Below are 860 nucleotides of genomic sequence, written 5' to 3'. Positions count from 1 at the left end.
AAACGAGAGGTTTTGATCCTGCTAAACTTGCTCCCCAAGTAGCGCAGGTACTTTTTAATCCAAGAGTACATTATTTAGGACAACAAATTGCTAATCGTTTTACGCAAAAAGCCGTAGCTAGGTTAATTCGGCAATTATTAGCAGAAGAGGAAATTGGGTGATTGGTGATTGGTGATTGGTGATTGGTGATTGGTGATTGGTGATTGGTGATTGGTGATTGGTGATTGGTGATTGGGAATCATATAATTAATTACCCATTATCAATTATCAATTATCAATTATCAATTATCAATTACCCCCTTGATGTCCATTGTGGTCACGTTGAATACTTTCTTGTAGGGCTTGAATTTGTTCATGACGGGCTTCTAATTCCAAAGTGCGACGGGCTAAATCTTGATTTTGCAAGGTTAAAGATTGTCGCCACTGTTCCGCTTTTTCTGCTTCCTGCTGTAAAAATTCTGGGGTAATACCAGTTTTGAGGTAAGTTTGCACTAAATAAAGTACCCAACTGGTAGCGTCTTCAATTGTTTCTATTTCACCTGTAGGAGAAAGTTCGACTAATACCAGCACTTTCTCGTTCATGATGCTTCCTTTTGCCAGAAGAATACAAGTATCTTCAGAAATAATAGACCATAAATATTCAGATTCCTGACGTGCTAATAGGCGTAATTGATATTGCCCTAAAAAATCATTTTTACATACTTGAGCTAGATACAACATAGTAATTCAAAATTTGGTAATTGGTAATTGGTAATTGGTAATTGGTAATTGGTAATTGGTAATTGGTAATTGGTAATTGGTAATTGGTAATTGGTAATTGGTAATTGGTAATTGGTAATTGGTAATTGGTAATTGGTAAT

At 35.7% G+C, this 860-nt stretch carries 3 protein-coding genes; 1 reads left to right on the top strand and 2 read right to left on the bottom strand.

What is annotated here, in order from left to right; translation table 11 throughout:
* Positions 1-161: hypothetical protein (locus FFR48_RS30835; protein WP_201277712.1), on the top strand; the 161-nt coding region annotated here is incomplete at its 5' end.
* 127 nt (positions 162-288) lie between these two features.
* Here the strand turns inward: FFR48_RS30835 and FFR48_RS28135 are convergent.
* Positions 289-720, bottom strand: a complete 432-nt coding sequence (locus FFR48_RS28135) for an HmpF-related protein (protein WP_137669603.1) — start codon at positions 718-720, stop codon at positions 289-291.
* A gap of 6 nt (positions 721-726) precedes the next feature.
* Positions 727-846, bottom strand: coding sequence for an alpha/beta hydrolase (locus tag FFR48_RS30455; RefSeq protein WP_307722547.1), 120 nt, complete (start codon positions 844-846; stop codon positions 727-729).
* Positions 847-860: the final 14 nt, after the last annotated feature.

This window comes from Sphaerospermopsis reniformis, assembly GCF_005402885.1.
Taxonomy (GTDB): Bacteria; Cyanobacteriota; Cyanobacteriia; order Cyanobacteriales; family Nostocaceae; genus Sphaerospermopsis; species Sphaerospermopsis kisseleviana.
The sequence above is the reverse complement of the archived record's forward strand: the minus strand, read 5'-3'. Positions and strand labels throughout refer to the sequence as shown.